The sequence below is a fragment of the Synechococcus sp. WH 8101 genome (genome assembly GCF_004209775.1).
GTDB lineage: Bacteria > Cyanobacteriota > Cyanobacteriia > PCC-6307 > Cyanobiaceae > Synechococcus_C.
The window spans coordinates 1,515,822-1,533,338 of record NZ_CP035914.1 but is presented as its reverse complement, the minus strand read 5'-3'; the positions used below and the strand labels follow the sequence as shown (position 1 = coordinate 1,533,338).

The 17,517-nt window shown below is 64.5% G+C and carries 23 protein-coding genes; 14 read left to right on the top strand and 9 right to left on the bottom strand.

Annotated elements, in window-relative coordinates:
- Positions 1 to 21: 21 nt before the first annotated feature.
- The 8 genes from rsmA to SynWH8101_RS08000 all read left to right on the top strand — a co-directional run bounded on the left by rsmA (position 22) and on the right by SynWH8101_RS08000 (position 6,189).
- Positions 22 to 864, top strand: a complete 843-nt coding sequence (gene rsmA / locus SynWH8101_RS08035) for a 16S rRNA (adenine(1518)-N(6)/adenine(1519)-N(6))-dimethyltransferase RsmA (RefSeq protein ID WP_130129317.1) — start codon at positions 22 to 24, stop codon at positions 862 to 864.
- Positions 861 to 1,802 carry a 4-(cytidine 5'-diphospho)-2-C-methyl-D-erythritol kinase gene (gene ispE, locus SynWH8101_RS08030; RefSeq protein WP_130129316.1) on the top strand — a complete coding sequence of 314 codons (942 nt, stop codon included), beginning with the start codon at positions 861 to 863 and terminating at the stop codon, positions 1,800 to 1,802. The genes rsmA and ispE overlap by 4 nt, the downstream gene beginning before the upstream one ends.
- Positions 1,799 to 2,110 carry a DUF3082 domain-containing protein gene (locus SynWH8101_RS08025; protein ID WP_130129315.1) on the top strand — a complete coding sequence of 104 codons (312 nt, stop codon included), beginning with the start codon at positions 1,799 to 1,801 and terminating at the stop codon, positions 2,108 to 2,110. The genes ispE and SynWH8101_RS08025 overlap by 4 nt, the downstream gene beginning before the upstream one ends.
- 196 nt (positions 2,111 to 2,306) lie before the next feature.
- On the top strand, positions 2,307 to 3,290 hold the full coding sequence (locus SynWH8101_RS08020) for a pyruvate dehydrogenase complex E1 component subunit beta (protein WP_130129314.1): 984 nt from the start codon (positions 2,307 to 2,309) through the stop codon (positions 3,288 to 3,290).
- Between the two features lie 3 nt (positions 3,291 to 3,293).
- Positions 3,294 to 4,793, top strand: a complete 1,500-nt coding sequence (gene secD / locus SynWH8101_RS08015) for a protein translocase subunit SecD (RefSeq protein ID WP_130129313.1) — start codon at positions 3,294 to 3,296, stop codon at positions 4,791 to 4,793.
- 3 nt (positions 4,794 to 4,796) lie between these two features.
- Positions 4,797 to 5,750: a protein translocase subunit SecF gene (gene secF, locus SynWH8101_RS08010; RefSeq protein WP_130129312.1), complete on the top strand. Its 954-nt coding sequence runs from the start codon at positions 4,797 to 4,799 to the stop codon at positions 5,748 to 5,750.
- On the top strand, positions 5,740 to 5,991 hold the full coding sequence (locus SynWH8101_RS08005; RefSeq protein ID WP_130129311.1) for a hypothetical protein: 252 nt from the start codon (positions 5,740 to 5,742) through the stop codon (positions 5,989 to 5,991). The genes secF and SynWH8101_RS08005 overlap by 11 nt, the downstream gene beginning before the upstream one ends.
- Positions 5,992 to 5,994: 3 nt before the next feature.
- Complete coding sequence (locus tag SynWH8101_RS08000; protein ID WP_130129310.1) at positions 5,995 to 6,189, top strand: hypothetical protein; 195 nt, start codon at positions 5,995 to 5,997, stop codon at positions 6,187 to 6,189.
- Here SynWH8101_RS08000 and SynWH8101_RS07995 read toward each other — a convergent pair.
- The 4 genes from SynWH8101_RS07995 to mnmH are packed head-to-tail and all read right to left on the bottom strand — an operon-like array spanning position 6,170 to position 9,785.
- Positions 6,170 to 7,168 carry an AI-2E family transporter gene (locus SynWH8101_RS07995; protein ID WP_130129309.1) on the bottom strand — a complete coding sequence of 333 codons (999 nt, stop codon included), beginning with the start codon at positions 7,166 to 7,168 and terminating at the stop codon, positions 6,170 to 6,172. The two genes, SynWH8101_RS08000 and SynWH8101_RS07995, sit on opposite strands and share 20 nt — an antisense overlap.
- Entirely contained in the window at positions 7,165 to 8,274 is a 1,110-nt protein-coding gene (locus SynWH8101_RS07990; RefSeq protein WP_130129308.1) for an AI-2E family transporter, read from the bottom strand. Before SynWH8101_RS07990 ends, SynWH8101_RS07995 begins: the two co-directional genes overlap by 4 nt.
- Complete coding sequence (psb28, locus tag SynWH8101_RS07985; RefSeq protein WP_130129307.1) at positions 8,271 to 8,690, bottom strand: photosystem II reaction center protein Psb28; 420 nt, start codon at positions 8,688 to 8,690, stop codon at positions 8,271 to 8,273. The genes SynWH8101_RS07990 and psb28 overlap by 4 nt, the downstream gene beginning before the upstream one ends.
- A gap of 30 nt (positions 8,691 to 8,720) precedes the next feature.
- Entirely contained in the window at positions 8,721 to 9,785 is a 1,065-nt protein-coding gene (gene mnmH / locus SynWH8101_RS07980) for a tRNA 2-selenouridine(34) synthase MnmH (RefSeq protein ID WP_130129306.1), read from the bottom strand.
- Between the two features lie 40 nt (positions 9,786 to 9,825).
- Here mnmH and SynWH8101_RS07975 point away from each other — a divergent pair, with 40 nt between their 5' ends.
- Together SynWH8101_RS07975 and SynWH8101_RS07970 are read left to right on the top strand one after the other, a co-directional pair.
- Complete coding sequence (locus tag SynWH8101_RS07975) at positions 9,826 to 10,554, top strand: GUN4 domain-containing protein (protein ID WP_130129305.1); 729 nt, start codon at positions 9,826 to 9,828, stop codon at positions 10,552 to 10,554.
- 51 nt (positions 10,555 to 10,605) lie between these two features.
- Entirely contained in the window at positions 10,606 to 11,127 is a 522-nt protein-coding gene (locus tag SynWH8101_RS07970) for an ATP-binding protein (protein WP_130129304.1), read from the top strand.
- On the opposite strand, the gene SynWH8101_RS07965 is transcribed toward SynWH8101_RS07970, so the two are convergent.
- Entirely contained in the window at positions 11,087 to 11,341 is a 255-nt protein-coding gene (locus SynWH8101_RS07965) for a DUF6439 family protein (RefSeq protein WP_130129303.1), read from the bottom strand. The genes SynWH8101_RS07970 and SynWH8101_RS07965 overlap by 41 nt on opposite strands.
- 77 nt (positions 11,342 to 11,418) lie before the next feature.
- Between SynWH8101_RS07965 and SynWH8101_RS07960 the strand changes: the two genes are divergently transcribed.
- A complete protein-coding gene (locus SynWH8101_RS07960; protein ID WP_130129302.1) occupies positions 11,419 to 11,697 on the top strand; it encodes a hypothetical protein in 279 nt (92 codons plus the stop codon).
- A gap of 32 nt (positions 11,698 to 11,729) precedes the next feature.
- On the opposite strand, the gene SynWH8101_RS07955 is transcribed toward SynWH8101_RS07960, so the two are convergent.
- Positions 11,730 to 12,047, bottom strand: coding sequence for a copper-binding protein (locus SynWH8101_RS07955; protein WP_130129301.1), 318 nt, complete (start codon positions 12,045 to 12,047; stop codon positions 11,730 to 11,732).
- 73 nt (positions 12,048 to 12,120) lie between these two features.
- A complete protein-coding gene (locus SynWH8101_RS07950; protein ID WP_130129300.1) occupies positions 12,121 to 13,182 on the bottom strand; it encodes a class I SAM-dependent methyltransferase in 1,062 nt (353 codons plus the stop codon).
- A 139-nt stretch (positions 13,183 to 13,321) separates the two neighbouring features.
- On the opposite strand from SynWH8101_RS07950, the gene SynWH8101_RS07945 reads away from it, so the two are divergent.
- Positions 13,322 to 13,573 (top strand): hypothetical protein, encoded by a 252-nt coding sequence (locus SynWH8101_RS07945; protein WP_130129299.1) that lies wholly within the window; start codon positions 13,322 to 13,324, stop codon positions 13,571 to 13,573.
- A 5-nt stretch (positions 13,574 to 13,578) separates the two neighbouring features.
- On the opposite strand, the gene glnA is transcribed toward SynWH8101_RS07945, so the two are convergent.
- Positions 13,579 to 15,000, bottom strand: a complete 1,422-nt coding sequence (glnA, locus tag SynWH8101_RS07940; protein WP_130129298.1) for a type I glutamate--ammonia ligase — start codon at positions 14,998 to 15,000, stop codon at positions 13,579 to 13,581.
- Positions 15,001 to 15,236: 236 nt separating this feature from the next.
- Between glnA and SynWH8101_RS07935 the strand changes: the two genes are divergently transcribed.
- Together SynWH8101_RS07935 and SynWH8101_RS07930 are read left to right on the top strand one after the other, a co-directional pair.
- On the top strand, positions 15,237 to 15,761 hold the full coding sequence (locus SynWH8101_RS07935; RefSeq protein ID WP_130129297.1) for an allophycocyanin subunit beta: 525 nt from the start codon (positions 15,237 to 15,239) through the stop codon (positions 15,759 to 15,761).
- A 94-nt stretch (positions 15,762 to 15,855) separates the two neighbouring features.
- Entirely contained in the window at positions 15,856 to 17,040 is a 1,185-nt protein-coding gene (locus SynWH8101_RS07930) for an alanine--glyoxylate aminotransferase family protein (RefSeq protein ID WP_130129296.1), read from the top strand.
- Here the strand turns inward: SynWH8101_RS07930 and SynWH8101_RS07925 are convergent.
- Positions 17,012 to 17,455, bottom strand: a complete 444-nt coding sequence (locus tag SynWH8101_RS07925) for a nucleoside deaminase (protein WP_130130429.1) — start codon at positions 17,453 to 17,455, stop codon at positions 17,012 to 17,014. The genes SynWH8101_RS07930 and SynWH8101_RS07925 overlap by 29 nt on opposite strands.
- Positions 17,456 to 17,517: the final 62 nt, after the last annotated feature.

Genomic DNA, 17,517 nt, shown 5'->3' with positions numbered 1-17,517 from the left:
AACCTTGTCGAGCCACACGCCATGACGTTTTCTGGTCACACCGCGCGCAAACGCTTCGGCCAACACTGGCTCCGGGATGAGCAGGTGCTGGAGCGGATCCTGCAGGCCGCCGATCTGCAGGCGGATGACCGGGTGCTGGAGGTGGGGCCTGGGCGCGGCGCCCTCACCGAGCGTCTCCTGGCCTCACCGGTCGCGTGGGTGCATGCGGTGGAGCTCGATCGCGACCTGGTGGGTGGGCTGCGCCAGCGCTTCGCGGTCGAGCCCCGCTTCTCCCTGCAGGAGGGGGATGTGCTGGCCGTGGCCCTGGAGGGCCCAGGCGGCAGCCGTGCCACCAAGGTGGTCGCCAACATCCCTTACAACATCACAGGCCCTTTGCTGGAGCGCCTGGTCGGACGGCTGGATCGACCGGTGGATCCGCCCTATCAGTCGCTGGTGCTGCTGGTGCAGAAGGAGGTGGCCGAGCGGATCCGTGCCCGCCCCGGGCAGAGCAGTTTCAGTGCATTGAGCGTGCGCATGCAGTTGCTGGCGCACTGCAGCAGCGTCTGTCCTGTGCCGCCGCGCTGTTTTCAACCGCCGCCGAAGGTGCAGTCGGAAGTGGTGCGACTCGACCCTCTGCCTGCAGACCAGCGCTTGCCGATCGAGCTGGCCCGTGGCGTTGAGCGCTTGCTGCGTATGGCCTTTCTGGCTCGCCGCAAGATGCTGCGCAACACCCTGGCTCCTCTCGCGGCGCCGGATCAGTTGCAGGCCCTGGCGACTGCGGCTGGGATCAATCTTCAGCAACGGCCTCAGGAGATTGCGCCGGCGGCCTGGGTGGCGCTGGCCAGGGGCTTGAATCAGACCGATCCCGCCGCATCGATGCCATGACGGCCACGGTTCGCGTCAGCGCTCCCGCCAAGATCAATCTCCATCTGGAGGTGCTCGGGTTGCGACCCGACGGTTTTCATGAACTGGCGATGGTGATGCAGAGCATCGACCTGGCCGACGAGCTGCTCTGCGACAACACCGCCGACGCCTCACTCCAGCTCAGTTGCGATCGGCCTGAGCTCAGTTGCGGACCTGACAACCTGATACTTCGCGCCGCTGAGCTGCTGCGACAACGCTCAGGCTTTTCCGAGTTGGGGGCACGTCTCCATTTGCGCAAGCGGATTCCCATCGGTGCAGGGTTGGCCGGTGGTTCCAGTGATGGGGCTGCCACTCTCGTGGCCCTCAACACGCTCTGGGGACTGGGGCATTCTCAGGCCGATCTGGAGCGGATGGCGGCCGAGCTGGGCTCCGACATGCCTTTCTGCGTGGCGGGAGGCACCCAGTTGTGCTTTGGGCGAGGCGAACGCCTCGAGCCCTTGCCCGCTGCTGCTGAAGCGTCAGAGGGTTTTGGGATTGTGCTGGTGAAGGATCCCGGCGTCAGCGTGTCAACGCCATGGGCCTACGGCGAATGCCGTCGCCGGCGTGATGCCACCTATCAAGACGGAGAAGAGGCGTTTGAGCAACGGCGCTCTGCGCTGCGACAGGCTCCCTGGTTGGCGTCGGCCCAGGCCGCGATGCCACCGCCTCTGCGCAATGACCTTCAGGATGTGGTGGCGCCGCAGACGCCGGCGGTGCAAACAGCCCTCAAGCTGTTGCAGGCGCTTCCCGGCCAGCTGCGGGTGGCGATGAGCGGGTCGGGGCCGAGTTGCTTCGCCCTGTTTCCGGGGCGACCCCAGGCCGACAGGGCCCTGGAGCAGGGGATGCAGCAGTTTCAGGCCGCCGGACTGGAGGCCTGGAGTTGTTCCTTTCTCGCCCATGGGGCCAAGCTGTTGGCATGAGTGACACCAACAGCACCCCCCCGGTCGACGAGCGACGCAAAGGGCCGCTCAGTTTTCTCTCCGGATCCCTCACGAGCCTGGTGCTGGCCTGGCTCAGCCTTGGTCTGAGCAAGCGCATGGTGCTCTATTTCGCGGAGCATCCACCCCACTACAGCTCGGCGATCGCCCAGAGCATTGCTTCGGCGCTCAAGACCCTGCTGACTGGCATGTGCTTTCTCGCCACCTTCAGCTTTGCCTTCATCGGCCTGGGCCTGGCGCTGGTGTTTCTTCGCAGTCTTTTCACAGGCCGGCCCGCCGACCCTGCCTAGGGTCCAACCAATGCGATGCACTCAGGGGAGTGGCTGCCATGACGCTGCATGACCTTGGTCAACTGGTGCTGCTGCTCTCACCAGGACTGCTCCTGTCGGTGCTGCTGCTCACCACCTTTGCCGCCGGCGGTTGAGCCTGACCGGACTGAGATAGCTTGGCCGCTGACGCCGGCCTGGCCGGACCGACAGCAACGCCGTGGCAGGGACGCTCCTTTTCAATGCACTCCGTGAAGCCATCGACGAGGAGATGGCCCGTGATCCCCATGTCTGCGTGATGGGGGAGGACGTCGGTCATTACGGCGGTTCCTACAAGGTCACCAAGGATCTCTACGAGAAGTACGGCGAGCTGCGGGTGCTGGACACTCCAATCGCGGAAAACAGCTTCACCGGCATGGCGGTGGGTGCGGCGATGACGGGGCTGCGCCCGATCGTGGAGGGCATGAACATGGGGTTCCTGCTCCTGGCCTTCAACCAGATCTCCAACAACATGGGGATGCTCCGCTACACCAGTGGCGGCAACTTCACCATTCCCACCGTGGTGCGTGGGCCCGGTGGGGTGGGCCGGCAGCTGGGCGCCGAGCACAGCCAACGGCTCGAGGCCTATTTCCACGCGGTGCCCGGCATCAAGATCGTGGCCTGCAGCACGCCCACGAATGCCAAGGGCCTGATGAAGGCCGCCATTCGCGACAACAACCCGGTGTTGTTCTTCGAGCATGTGTTGCTTTACAACCTCAGCGAAGAACTGCCAGCTGGCGAGTACACCTGTGCGCTTGATCAGGCCGATCTGGTGCAGGAGGGATCGGACGTCACGATCCTCACCTATTCCCGCATGCGTCATCACTGCCTGAAGGCTGTGGAGCAACTTGAGGCCGATGGCATCAGCGCCGAACTGATCGATCTGATCAGCCTTAAGCCATTCGATATGGACACGATCGCCCGATCGGTCCGCAAGACCCACCGCGTGATCGTGGTGGAGGAGTGCATGAAAACCGGTGGCATCGGTGCCGAACTGATCGCCCTGATCACAGAGCAATGTTTCGACGACCTGGACGCCCGGCCCCTGCGGTTGTCCAGCCAGGACATTCCCACGCCTTACAACGGCACCCTGGAGAATCTCACCATCATCCAGCCCCATCAGATTGTTGAGGCGGCGCAGCAGATCGTGCGCAAGGGGCTCTGATCCATGGCCCGACAGCAGGGCTGGTTTGCCCTCATCCTCGCTTTGGCGATCGCCGCCGCTTCGGTGCTCGCCAGCTTCCCTCTTCAGCTGGGCCTCGATCTGCGTGGCGGCAGTCAGCTCACCCTTGAAGTGCAGCCGGGAGGCTCAATTCAAACCGTGAAGCCGGAGCAGCTCGAGGCCGTGAAGGCCGTGCTCGATCGCCGCGTCAATGGCCTGGGTGTGGCGGAATCCACGCTTCAGACCGTGGGTGATGACCAGTTGGTTCTGCAGCTTCCGGGCGAAACCGACCCGTCCCGCGCCGCAAAGGTGCTGGGCAGCACAGCCCTGCTCGAATTCCGTGCCCAGAAGCCTGGCACCGAGGAGGAGATGCGCGGTCTGCTGCGACTGCGAAACCAGGTGCGTCAGATTCTCGCCCTGCGGGAGGCTCGCAGCCGTGATGGGAGTGCGGAGTCGTCCGCCGACGATGCCGAGACGGCCCTGGATCAGGAGCAGCTGGCCAAGGCTCAGCAAGCTCTGGGGTTAAGCGGCAGCGCCGGCAGTGAACAGGAGCAGCTGGAGCAGTTGCAGGCCAAGGTCAACGAGGAGATCGTCGCCCGTTTCGAACCGGCCGCTCTCACCGGCAAGGATCTGGTCACTGCCGGACGTCAGCAGCAGCCCAATGCCACCGGTTGGGAGGTCACGCTCACGTTCAATCGGGAAGGCGGTGAAGCGTTTGCCAATCTCACCAGTTCGATTGCCGGCACTGGTCGCCTGCTGGGGATCGTTCTCGATGGTCAGCCGATCAGCGAAGCGAGCGTGGGGGAGCAGTTCAAGGCGGCGGGCATCACGGGGGGCGCCGCCAGCATCACGGGCAATTTCAGCGCCGAGGAAGCTCGCGATCTTGAGGTGCAACTCCGGGGTGGTTCCCTTCCCCTGCCGGTGAAAATTCTCGAGGTGCGCACCATCGGCCCCACCCTGGGGGCGGAGAACGTGCAGCGCAGCCTGATCGCCGCTCTCTCCGGTTTGGCGCTCGTGGCCCTGTTCATGCTGCTCGTCTATCGCCTCGCCGGCCTCGTGGCCGTTCTCGCGCTCAGCCTCTACGCCCTCTTCAACCTGGCGGTTTACGCCCTGATCCCGGTCACGCTCACCTTGCCGGGCATCGCCGGATTCATCCTCAGCATCGGCATGGCGGTCGACGCCAATGTGTTGATCTTCGAGCGCATCAAAGACGAATTGCGGCGCGGCACCACCTTGATTCGCTCGATTGAAACCGGGTTCTCCGAAGCGCTCTCCTCGATCGTGGATGGTCACCTCACCACCTTGATCAGCTGTGCCGCCTTGTTTTTCCTCGGCACCGGTCTGGTGAAGGGCTTCGCGGCAACGCTGGGCATCGGCGTGCTGCTCAGTCTGTTCACGGCCCTCACCTGCACGCGAACGCTGCTGCGCTTCCTGATGGGGTACCAGGCGCTCCGCCGACCCACCAACTTCCTGCCGGCCCGGCAGCTCCCCTCGACTCCCGCCTGAGCCATGGTCGTTTTTCCTCTCAGTCGTCTTCGTCGCCGCGTCTGGTGGGTGTCGTTGCTGGTGCTGCTGATCAGCAGCCTTGGTCTGCTGCTCTGCTGGACCAATCCCTCGATTCAGGCGCCGCTCCGCCCTGGCCTTGACTTCACGGGCGGCACCCAGATTCAGCTGGAACGCGCCTGTGGTGCCACCTGCTCCCAGTTGCGGGTCTCCGAGGTGCAGGCCAGCCTGGCCAAGCTCTCCCTGCCTGAGCAGGACGGTATCCCGGCGCCCGACCTCGCCTCGGCGCGGGTGCAGTTGCTCGATCGGGGCCAGTCGCTGGTGTTGAGGCTGCCCACGCTCACGGCCGCCCAGGGGCAGGCGCTGATTCAGGCACTTCAGCCTGTGGCTGGACCGTTTCAAGCCGGTGGCGAAGCGGTCGACACGATCGGTCCGACCCTCGGCAGCCAGCTGCTGCGCAGCAGCCTGATCTCCCTAGCGGTGGCCTTCATCGGGATTTCGGCCTACATCAGCGTTCGCTACGACCGTCGCTATGCCTTCCTCGCCCTGGTGGCCCTGGCCCACGATGTGGTGATCGTCTGTGGCCTGTTCGCCTGGCTGGGTCTGTTGATCTCCCTGGAGGTTGACAGCCTGTTCGCCGTGGCCCTGCTCACGATTGCGGGCTATTCGGTGAATGACACCGTGGTGGTGTTCGATCGGATTCGGGAACGGCAGCGGCTCGATGACGCTCTCTCCCTACCGGAACAGGTCGACAATGCGGTGAATGCCACCCTCACCCGCACGCTCTACACCAGTGGCACCACCCTGTTGCCCCTGTTGGCGCTGATCCTTTTCGGTGGCGCCACGCTCTACTGGTTTGCCATCGCCCTGGCGGTGGGCGTGGTGGTGGGCAGCTGGTCGAGCATTGCCCTGGCCCCCTCTCTCCTCATGCTCTGGTCCCAGCAGCGTCGTGGTGCCTGATCCGCTGACGTCGCGGCGGCGCCAGCGTGTCGTTGGCCCGGCCCCGAGCGGAAATCGCTGGTTCCCGCTGCTGCTCCTGTTGCTGGCTCTGCTGGACCTGCGTACGGAGCTTCTCCTCCTCCGTGATCACGTCACCGTCACGGCGCTCTCCTACGCGATTCGTCATCATGCGCTCGCGATCACGGTGCTCTGTGCCATGCCTTCGTTGTGGCGGCGTTATGGACCCTCAGGTCAGGAGTGATCCATGGGTTTGCAGCGCTTCTGGGCTGTGTATCTGCTCTGCGGCCTGGTGTTGGTGATGCTGATGGCGCGTAGCCGCTCCCAGTTTCAGCCCCATCGCCCCGGGCAACCCGCCACCAAGCTGCGGCCTTCGAAGGCCAGGCCCGCCCGCACAAGCCCGCGCAACACGATTCGTCAGGTCAAGACCAGCGATCCATGATCTGGCGCACCACCACCAGCTCCATGCCCACCTGAAGCACCACCACCAGAGGGAGGGCCAGCAAGACGCCGGGTAAACCCAGCAGGGCCCCCAGGCTGAGCTGGGCCATTAGGGCCACCGTGGGCAGCAGGTTGACCGTGCGGCTGAGCAGCACCGGCGTGAGCACGAAGGCCTCCAGGTTCTGCAGGACCAGCCGCAGCACCAGCACTTGCACGGTGAGCGTGGGTGAGATCAGCAGGGCCAGGCCCATGGGCAGCAGTGTCGCCGCCGTCGGACCGATGGTGGGCACAAAGGTGAACAGTCCGCACACCAGCGCACTGAGCAGGGCCAAAGGAGCTTTGAGCAGGGCCAGGCCGAGCCAGGTGGACAGAAACACGGCCGTTGCCGAGAGGGTCATCCCGGCCAGCCAGCCGCCGAGGGCCGTGCGGCACCGATCCAGCACCCGATTCATCATCGGCCGGGCGGGCCGGGGTGTCACCGCCACCACCATGCGCCGATGGGCTCCGGGGTCCAGGGCCATCAGGATGGCGAGAAGGCTCATCAGCAACAGCTGGATCACGCTGTTGGCGGCACCCCCCGCCACTCCGAGCAGTTGCACCCCCACGGGCTGGATGCGATCCCAGCTGAACTGATCGGGCAAGGACCGCTCCAGCTCACTCAGCTGGGGCTGGCTGGCGACCATTGATTTGAGTTTGTCGAACAGGCTCGGCACCAGGGAGGTGAGCTGTTGCAGCTGGGTGAGCAGTTCCGGCACCAGCAGCTGGATCACCAGCGCTCCCCCCAGGGTCATCACGGCCAGCACCACGAGCAGCGCCAGATGGCGCGGCAGCCCCAGATGCATCAGCTTGCCGATCGGCACGTCCAGGGCAACGGCCAATACCACGGCCCCAAACAGCACCAGAAGCACCCAGCGCAGTTCCCACACCAACAGGGCGAGCACTACGAGGGTGAGGGCGGCGAGCAGGGTCCTGGCGTTCATCGGGCCGGGTGGGGAAGCTGTCGGTTGAGCCGGTGGCGGTGTGCCGGTTTCCAGCGGTCGAGCATGTCGTGGATCACCACCTCTCGGATCAGCACCTGCAGCACCACGGCCAGGGGCAGGGCCAGCAGCAGACCGAGGGGGCCGAACAACACCGTGAACACAAACTGGGCCGTGAGGGTGAGGCCGGGAAGCAATTTCACCTGGTGGTGCATCACCGAAGGGGTGATCACATAACTCTCCAGGTGCTGAATCACCACATAGAGGCCCAGCACCGCCAGGGATTTCCAGGGGGCATCCAGGAGGGCCATCGCCATGGGAAAGATCGTGCTCATCGTGGGCCCCACGTTGGGGATCACATTGAGAAGCCCCGCCAACAGGGCGTTCGCCATCACCAGGCGCACGCCGAGCAGGGAGAGGCCGATGCCTGCCAGCACGGCCACACAGAGGGAGCTGATCAGCAGGCCCACCATCCAGCTGCTCAGCGCATCACCACACTGGAGCAGGATCTCCCGAGCCCGGCGCCGATAGAAGGAGGGCACCAGCAGGATCGCCACCTCGCGGTAGGCCTGGGGCTGCACGGCCACCATCAGGCTCACAGCGATCACAAACACGATCTGCACCAGGCCGCTGCCCAGATTGCCGGCGAGCCCGAGCAGTCCCTGAAGGCTCCCCCCCAGTCCGGAGGCCAGGGCGGAACCGTCGGGCCAACCGTTCACGCCATCGGGGAAGAGGCGCTCACTCCAGCTGGCCGCAGTTCCCGAGCCATACACCATGCCGGAAATGCCGTTGATGCTCTGGATCGCGAGCGATTTCAACTCGCGGGCCGCGGCGGGCAGCTGCAGAAGCAACTGATGAAACTGGGTGGTGAAGGGCGGCACAACGATCGCGGCGCCGATACCGATCACCAGAGCCAGACCGACCAGGCAGACCAGCAGGGCCAGGGGTCTGGGCATGGGCAGGCGTTGGCGCAACCGACCCACCAGGGTGCAGAGCGCCATCGCCAACACGACGGCGGCAAAGCAATGGATCAGGACATCCTTGAGCGTCCAGAGCAGAACGACCGCGGCCATGAGGGCCGCGAGTCCAAGCCATTGGGGCAGCTTCACCCGTTCCCGTCGTCGTCCTCGGCATTGTTGCCGGAATTCTGCGAATAGCCCAGGTCATGGGCATCGGCGTAGCGCTGGGCGAAGCGCATGAATCGCTCAAAGTCCACTTCGCTCTTCCAGGTGTAGGTGGCCTCGATCGCGCTCGGTTTGCCGTTCACAAAGCGGGCCTTCACCTCCCGGGTCACCAGGGTGCCTTCCTCATCCACCAAGAACATGCCGGTGATGTCACCCATGCTCTCCGGTGCCAGGGCATCCGGTTCCTCGAACACGAACATCGCCTGGCCGGTGCGTCCATCACGGCTGCGGGTGAGTCGGATGTCGGGCACCACCGGCTCATTCACACCCCGGAAAAACTGGATGGCCGCCGCCGCCTGCCCGGCGCTGTTCGCTGCACCAGCGTTTGTGTCTTCTGCCATTGCGGTCCCCCAGCAGGCCAAACGCCAACACTAAACCGACCAATCCAGCAGGCCCTGCTCCAGCAGCAGCTGGGTGGACTCCTCCACATCCAGCCCCTGCAGATCAACCTCCCGGCGCTTCACGGCCCGGGCGAGCTCATGGTCGTAGCAGCGGTCGTAGTAATCCAGCATCGCTCGACAGGCCGTCGCCCAGTCAGCGTCTTGAATCGCCTCAAGCGCTTGCCTGGTGCGCTGGGGGCCGAGACGACGGCTGATCCGTTCCGTCGCTGCCTGCAGGGGAGCCGCACCGAGGGGGGCGTAGACCTTGACTAGTTGGGCGATGCGTTCCTCCAGGCTGCGTTGGATTTCCAGCACGGGCGCGTCACGCATCTGCTGAAACAGGGCCTGGGGGATGCGGCAACGACCCACTTGGGCACTCTCCGCTTCCAACCAGATCTGCGACGCTCCGCGCGCACGATGGTGGTCCAGCTGCTCCGCCAGCAGATTTTCATAGTGCTCCGTGCTCGGTTGCTCCGGCTGGCCCAGACCACCGAAGCTGCTGCCGCGGTGATGGGCGAGTCCTTCGAGATCCACCACGGCCACACCATGCCGCTGCAGGCTCAGCAACAGGTCGGTTTTGCCAGTTCCTGTACGTCCACCCAACAGATGCAGGGGCCATGGGCGTAGGAACTGCTGCAGCACCCAACGGCGATAGGTCTTGTAGCCCCCCGCCAGCAGCACGGGGGACAGGCCGATCAGCTGGGCCAGCCAGGTCACGCTGCCGGAACGCATGCCGCCGCGCCAGCAATAGATCCGCAGGGCTGCGCCCGAGGCGGAGTGTTTCGCTGGAGCCGCAACCTGGCGAAGCTGTTTGGCCAGGCTTGCCAGCTGGGGTCCCACCACCTCCAGGCCCAGCTGGATCGCCTCCTCCCGGCCGACGGTTTTGTAGGTGAGGCCGACCTCGGCCCGTTGGTCATCGCTGAACAACGGCAGGTTGATCGCTCCGGGCCAGTGACCCTGCCGGAATTCCGATGGGCTGCGCACATCCACCAGCGGACCTGCCGTGCAACGGAAGCTCTCCAGCTCGAGAGAAGTTGATGGGCCCATGCCTGACATAGTGGGCCAACGCCGAGCCTGTCAGCGCCGGCCCTGACCCATGCTTTCCGGTTCCTCTCCCAGCACCAGCCTCAGCGCTGAACAACTGTTGGAGCGCTTCAGCAGCGGCTCCACCCGGCAGCGTCGCTCCCTGATCCCCACGCTGGAATCCAGGGCCGGCGAGATCGCGGCGCTCGGTTCCGCCGCCCTTGCCGCTTTTGACCCAGCCGGCGACGCCTGGGAAGCGGGCTGGTTGCTCCAGGTGTTGCAACGCCATCAACCCCAGGTGTTGCCCGCCCTGCTCGGCGCCCGCGACGGATGGTTCCAGGCCTCGTCCTCGGTCGGCATCGATTACGGCCCGTTGCAGCGGGATCTGTTGGCCGAACGGTTCGAAGATGCCGACCGCAGCACCAGCGCGATTCTCCGCCGCTTGGCCGGTGCGGAGGCGGAGCGCCGCGGTTACGTGTACTTCAGCGAAGTTCCTGCCATGCCGGGGCAGGATCTGGTCACGCTCGATCGCCTCTGGTTCGCTTACTCCCAGGGTCGCTTCGGTTTCAGTGTTCAGGCCCGTCTCCTGGAGGGCCTCAATGGCCGCTACGACCGCCTCTGGCCGCGGATCGGCTGGAAGCTCGACGGGGTCTGGACCCGGTATCCCGGTGCGTTCGATTGGTCGATCACGGCGCCGGAAGGCCACATGCCCCTGATCAACCAGCTCCGAGGCGTGCGCTTGATGGATGCCATTCTCAACCACCCCTCTCTGCTGGCCCGTCGCTCCAGCTCCATGCGGTAGTGGCAGCCGGTCCGCATCCCGGTATGGTCGAAACAGGATGCAGGATCTGCGATGTCGTCCGGGCAACGGAGCGTCAGCGTTGACCCACTACAGAGTTTGCTGCAGTCCTTTGGCGTGGCGCCCATGTTCCGCTGGGCGGATTTCATCCTGCCGTCCACGCTGCAGCTCAGTCCGCTGTTGGAGCTGCTCCTCGAGCCGGTGCGCTGCCGCGACACCTGTTGTCGCCTTGAGCTCGGCCTGCAGGAGGCTCTGGTGAATGCGGTGCGCCATGGCAATGCCGGCGATCCGCGCAAATGCCTGCGGGTGCGACGCATCCTCACCCCCAACTGGTTGGTCTGGCAGATCCAGGATGAGGGAGCGGGCTTGCCGGCCCATGCCCGCCGCGGCGATCTCCCCAGCCGCCTTGATATCGACCATGGCCGCGGCCTGTTTCTGATCCATCAGTGCTTCGACGATGTGCGCTGGAGTCGGCGCGGCAATCGTCTGCAGGTGGCCTGTCGCCGGCCTGAGGCCGCCTCGGTGAGTCCTGCCGTCAGCGGTGCGGGCAGCCTGGATCCTTCAGTTCCCGTCTGAGCCAACGCAGACCTTGGCACACGAGCGCGTCCACATCTTCGCGCTGTCCACCCTGAAGCAATTGAGCCAGGGCGCCAGCGAGGAGTTCAGCGGCGCGGCGATCCGGATCGGTTTTCAGCTGATGCCAGTTGCGATCGTTCAGGCTCAGCTGCCTATGCAGTGTCCGGGCCAGTTCTGGTGCGGTGTCGGGCCAGGAGGCGCTGGAGGGGGCCATGGCGGCAAAGTGGCGGCTTTCTATCCTGGGGGCTGCAGCGTCGGAATGGAGCCATGCCTTCAGGGCGACGGCAACCGATGGCGCGGCAAAGGCTGTTGAAAGACCAGGGCCTGTTGCATCGCCTGGGGGCTTGGTTGCGGGTTGAGCAGCAGCTCTCAGCTCCAGTTAGGGCTGGGCGCCACAGCCGGCAGCAGCGCGTGCGTGTGCGGCAACGCCAGGCCCTGGTGCGCCAGCTCCTCGAAGCACTGCCGGAGCAGCAGAGGTTGAACCTGATGCCTTCCGGTTGGTGGTTCTGGCGCGCTTTGCGCTGGGGTGGGCCGGGCCTTCTTCTGGGCTGGATCTTGGCGCGACTCTGAGGAGGGCGAGCCAGCGGCTGGTGGCGAAGCGATCAGGCCGCCAGGGGCTCGGGGTGGACCACCACCAGCGACTCCGGTGCTTCGGGGCGGGGGCCGTCGAGGGCGGGTACCACCTGGGGGCTGGCCTGAGTCAGATCCTGCCCGCGAATCCAGGCCTGATGAAGGGCGCGGCGCCGGCGATCTTCTGCCAGCACCAGGCGATCAGCGGCAGCGCGGGGGCTTTCACCGGGGAAGAGGGCTGTGCGCAGGCAGATGCCGAAGCCATGGGCTTCAACCTGAACCTTTCCCTCCATCAGCACCAGCTGGAAGGTCCAGCCCTGAAGCCAGCGAAGACGAAAGGGGTTGGTCATGGGCTCCCGCAACAGGGATGAGTGCACCTTATGGTCGAGAGACCCCGGCGCAAGAGCCCGTGTCAGGGAAACCTTATGGGGTTTTCTGGGCGGCCCAGACCCGCGTCATGAAATGGGACTCGGCCGTGATCCCCTGGAAGCCTGCTGCGCTGAGCCTGGCGTCGATGTCATCACGGATGTAATCCGGGTAGTAGGGCTCGTGGAAGGCGCGGCGGAAGTTCTCCATCGCCACGCTGAACTGGGGGGAATCGGCCAGCTGAATCGAATCGGCCAGCACCAGAACACCGCCGGGTTCGAGCACGCGGTAACACTCTGCAAGCACGGCCTGACGCACGTCGCCGGGTAACTCATGCAGCAGAAACACACAGGTGACCGCCTGCATGCTGCCGTCGGCGAAGGGGAGGGATTCGCCATTGCCCTGCAACAGCTGAACCAGACCCTGCCGGCCCTGGTTCAGCCACCGATTCGCCTGCCGCAGATAGGCCTCGGACAGATCAAGGCCGATCATGGTGGCGTCGGGCAGCGCAGCCCGGATCTGATGCAGGGTTCGCCCCGTTCCCGTGGCCACATCGAGCACCTTCAGGGTGGCGGCCGGGCGGTTGTTAAAACGGCGGATACCGCGCAGCAGAGGGGCGATCACGCGCCTGCGCATGGCGTCAGCAGCGCCGTTGAAGAGGATGTCGACCTGGAGGTCGTAGAGCTCGGCGGAGTGGTCGCTCAGGTAGCCATCAGTCTGATGGTGAAAGTTCTGCAGGTAATAGGAGGGGTAGAGCTCATCCCGCGCCTCATCGGGCAGGTCGCGCACATTCCGCTCTTTGCGCCGCATCCAGGTGGAGGGCAGGTCGAGCCAGAGCCGGGGATAGCGGGTGGCCCAGTCGACCCAGGGGAGATCGAAGAGCTGACGGGTGGGGTAGAGCCCGGCTTCGGCGTCTTGCCAGTCTTGATCCTCAAGGGTGGCGAGAGAACGGCGCAGCTCCAGAAACATCTCCTGGGGCACCGCTTCGGTTTGGGGGGTGGCATCAGGCGCGACCCACTCCATGAGTTTGGTGCTCAATTCCTTGTGCGCGAGGCCCGCCAGGCTGCGGCTCTGCTGCAGGGTGCGGTAGGCGATTTCAGTGAGATTGGGCGTCGCCATCGCGGCTGTCGGGTCTTCAGATGCTGCTTATTCCAGCTCACCGAACCCTGCTGGCGTGGCCATGGCACGTTTCATGTCGCAGCCCGAAAAAATGGTAGTGGTTGCTACAGACTGAGTGCAGGAATCGGAGGGAGAAGCCATGACCGATCGTGATCGCCGCAACCTGCTGGAGCGTCGCCAACGGGCCGCCGCTGAATTCGTCGCCTGGTCGGATCACCATGCTCAGGAGCAGCGCCACCACGAGGTGCTCTTGGCGCAATTGGAAACCCATCCCGATCAACTGGATGGCCGCAATGCCATGGCCCAGCAACGGGCTTGGGCCCAGCGGGACCAGCACCGCCGCCACTTGCATGACAGCGCCCTGGCCCAGCTGCGGCACGCTTTTCGCTGATCGGCTCAGGCGTCGTAGTACATCACGAATTCGTGGGGGTGGGGCCGCTGACGCAGCTGCTGCACCTCCTCGTATTTGATGTCGATCCAGTTGTTGATGAAGTCTTCGCTGAAGACGCCCCCCTCCATCAGATAGTGCTTGTCGGCGTTCAGGGCCTCCAGAGCTCCATTCAGGGATGCCGGCACAGTGGCGATTTGCGCCAACTCATCGGCGGGCAGCTCGAACAGATCCACATCCACGCCATCGCCGGGATCAATCTGGTTTTTGATGCCATCGAGGCCGGCCATCATCATGGCGCTGAAGGCCAGGTAGGGATTGGCCAGAGCATCGCCGGAGCGGAATTCCAGGCGCTTCGCCTTAGGGCTTGGGCCTGTCAGCGGAATCCGCACTGCGGCGGAGCGGTTGCCTTCCGAATACACCAGGTTCACTGGCGCTTCAAAGCCAGGCACCAGTCGCTTGTAGCTGTTGGTGGTGGGGTTGGTGAAGGCCAGGAAAGAGGGGGCGTGCTTGAGAATGCCGCCGATGTACCAACGGGCGGTCTGGGACAGGTTGGCGTAGGTGCCCTCTCCGAAAAACAGGGGTTGGCCGCCTTTCCAGAGACTCTGGTGCACGTGCATGCCGCTGCCGTTGTCGTTGAACACGGGCTTCGGCATGAATGTGGCGGTTTTGCCGTATTTCTTGGCAACGTTCCGTACCACATATTTGTAGGTCATTACGTTGTCGGCGGCCTGGATCAGCTCCGCGAACTTCATCCCCAGTTCGTGCTGGCCGGCGCCGGCCACTTCATGGTGGTGCTTCTCGATGGGAATCCCCAGTTGTCCCATCATCAGGAGCATCTCGGAGCGGATGTCCTGGGCGGTGTCGTTGGGGGCGACCGGGAAATACCCCTCCTTCAACTGAATCTTGTAAGCCAGGTTGCCGCCCTCTTCCAGTCGGCCGGAGTTCCAGGGGGCTTCAATCGTGTCAACGCTGTAGAAGCAGCCGCCTTCGCTGGAGTTGTAGCGGACGTCATCGAAGAGGAAGAATTCCGGTTCTGGACCGAAGAAGGCCGTATCGGCCAGGCCGGTGCCCGCCAGGTAGGAGAGCGCTTTCTGCGCCAGGGCCCGGGGGCAGCGGTCGTAGGGCTCGCCCGTGCGCGGATCCTGGATCGAGCAGATCAGGCTCAGGGTTTTGTGCCGGTAGAACGGATCGATCCAGGCAGTGTTGGGATCGGGAACCATCGCCATGTCGGAGGCGTTGATCGCCTTCCAGCCCCGGATCGATGACCCGTCGAATGCCAGGCCTTCACTGAACGCTTCTTCATCCACCATGTCGGCGCAGACCGTCAGGTGCTGCCACTTGCCATGCAGATCGGTGAACTTCAGGTCGATCAGCTCAATGCCGTCGTCTTTGATCTGCCGGAGAACGTCCTGTGCGGTCTTGGCCATGAATGGTGTGGGTGGCACGAAGCCTCAGTCGTGGCGGACCGTAGGGAGAGATCAACCCCCTTTTTGTATCAATGCGTACATTTTGCTGCCCTCGCTCGTCACTCGCGCTGTGGCGGATGCGCCGGTTTTCTGCTTGGTAACCGTTTCTGTCAATTGGCCCATATCGCAGCTACCCAAAGCGTTCTCCGAGGTTCGCTGGTGTTACTTTCCAGCTTGTCATCGTCTATGCCTGCGCCATGCGTGATGCCATCACCGGGTTGATCGGCCGCTACGACCAGCTTGGTCGTTACCTCGATCGCTCCGCCATGGACAGGATCGATGACTACCTCTCGGAAGCTTCCATTCGGCTTAAGGCCGTGGAACTGATCAACCGCGAGGCCGCTGAGGTGGTGCGCGAAGCGAGCCAGCGGCTGTTTGCCGGCGACCCGGAACTGCTGCTTCCGGGTGGTAATGCTTACACCACCCGACGCCTGGCCGCCTGTCTGCGCGATATGGATTATTTCCTTCGCTATGCCAGCTACGCCCTGGCGGCCGGTGACAGCACCATCCTCAACGAACGGGTGTTGAACGGACTGGATGACACCTACAAGAGCCTGGGAGTGCCGACGGGCCCGACCGTGCGCAGCATCACTTTGCTGGCCGAGGTTCTTTGTGAGCGGCTTGTGGCGGAGGGTCTGGATCTCGATCGCTGTGCGGTGATCCGTCAGCCCTTTGATCACATGGCCTCCGGCCTGGCGGCCACCGACGTGCGGCAGCGCTGACGGTTCGCTGCTGTCACCGTTGCAAACGCACATCTCTCCCCGTCTTGGCGGAGCGACTGCGTAGGCTTCACGCCAACAATTTCTTGTGCAGGCCTTGGCGACATCGCTCTCTCAGCGTCCGGTTGATTCGAGCCACCGCCGGGCTCTTGCCCCGATTGCCACACCGGATCGGCTTCTGTTGGGTCCAGGCCCTTCCAATGCCCATCCCACGGTGCTCCAGGCCCTGTCGCGCACTCCGATTGGTCATCTCGATCCTCTCTACGTGGAGTTGATGAGCGAGGTGCAGGAGCTGCTCCGTTACGCCTGGCAAACCGACAATCGCCTCACCCTTCCCATGAGCGGCACCGGCAGTGCTGCCATGGAAGCCACCCTGGCCAACACGGTCGAGCCCGGCGACACCGTGCTCGTGGCTGTGAAGGGCTATTTCGGTCATCGCCTCGCTGATATGGCGGGTCGATACCGAGCCGATGTGCGGGTGATTGAGCGTCCCTGGGGAGAGGCCTTCAGCCTGGAGGAACTCGAGGCGGCCCTGATTGAGCATCGGCCCGCGATTCTGGCGATGGTTCACGCCGAAACCTCCACGGGCATCTGCCAGCCGATGGAGGGTGTGGGTGATCTCTGCCGCAAGCATGATTGCCTGCTGCTGCTCGACACCGTCACTTCCCTTGGTGGCGTTCCCCTTTACCTCGATGCCTGGAAAGTTGATCTCGCCTACAGCTGCAGTCAGAAAGGGCTGAGCTGCCCCCCAGGCCTCGGACCCTTCACCATGGGCCCCCGCGCTGAAGCGAAACTCGCCTCCCGCTCCAGCAAAGTGCCCAACTGGTATCTCGATGTCTCCCTGCTGAATCAATACTGGGGGAGTGACCGGGTCTATCACCACACGGCACCGGTGAACATGAATTTCGGCATGCGGGAAGCCCTGCGTCTGCTGGCGGAAGAGGGATTGGAGCAGGCCTGGGCCCGTCATCGTCGCAATGCCGAAGCGCTCTGGGCCGGCCTCGAGCGGCTCGGCCTAGTGCTCCATGCCCCTGAGGCGTTGCGTCTTCCCACCCTCACCACCGTGCGCATCCCGGACGGGGTGGATGGCAAGGCCTTCAGCCAGCACCTGCTCAACAACCACGGCATCGAAGTGGGTGGTGGTCTCGGCACCCTGGCCGGCAAAATCTGGCGGATCGGCCTGATGGGCTACAACTCCAATCCCGAGAACGTGGATCGCCTGCTCAACCTGTTTGAGACCGAGCTGCCCCGGTTCAAGTCGGCCGCTGCCGCCGCTGCCTGAACCAGGCCTCCAGCCTGGTTCTCGCCTCAGGCTCCATCACCCCACCCACCACGCGCATGGAGTGGTGGGCACTGCGGTGCTGGCTCAGATCGATCGTGCTTCCCAGCGCCCCGCGTTTGCTGTCCCAGGCGGCGAAGATCACCTGGCCCATGCGGGCCTGCACCAGGGCGCCGGCGCACATCGGGCAGGGTTCCAGGGTCACCAGCAGGGTGCAGTCGTTGAAACGCCAGTCCTGGCGCAGCTCGCTGGCTTGCTTTAAAGCCACCAGTTCGGCATGGCCGAGGGGATCCCGTTGCTGTTCGCGTCGGTTGCCGCCGTAACCGAGGCACCGCCCCTGTCCATCCAGGATCACGGCGCACACCGGCACTTCGCCCTCACGGCCGAGCTGATCGGCGCGCCGCAGCAGCCGCCCCATCCAGAGGCTCTGTTCCGCATCGCTCAGAACATGGTGGGCAGCCACGGCACTCGTCACGGTGA